We start from the raw sequence: 415 nt of genomic DNA on the forward strand, positions 1-415 counted from the left end.
GTTTCCGGTTTCCTGCCATTCCTTTATAGCTTCTAAATTTATAAAATGGATTTTCTTTTTAGGAAGTTTGCGCCTCATGTAATATGTCAATATCTTGAACTGTCTAATTGCAAGTATGTCTGTAGCTCAAATTGTGACCATTCTGGGGTCTATTCCTTTGTTCTCCATGAGAACCTTTCTTCCGGCTTTTTTAGCGGCAATATTTTTAACCTATCCGGAATATTTTCCCGGCATGGGAGATATCGCTCCTGCTTCAGAAGGAGCTTTTATTACCCGCGACTGGGTGTTGATCGTTTTGGGGATCTTAAGTATTCTGGAGATCATTGGAGACAAAAGCGCAGATATAAGGAACCTGGTTAAAAATGCCGAAATCTATCTGAAACCACTAATTTTCCTGGTGATCAACCTTAGTCTT

1 protein-coding gene is annotated in these 415 nt (G+C 39.5%); it reads left to right on the forward strand.

The features are described 5' to 3' along the window. Window positions 1–115: 115 nt before the first annotated feature. A partial coding sequence (locus HC175_RS19420) for a hypothetical protein (RefSeq protein WP_209310119.1) occupies window positions 116–415 on the forward strand: 300 nt, incomplete at its 3' end.

The organism is Salinimicrobium oceani (assembly GCF_012037645.1).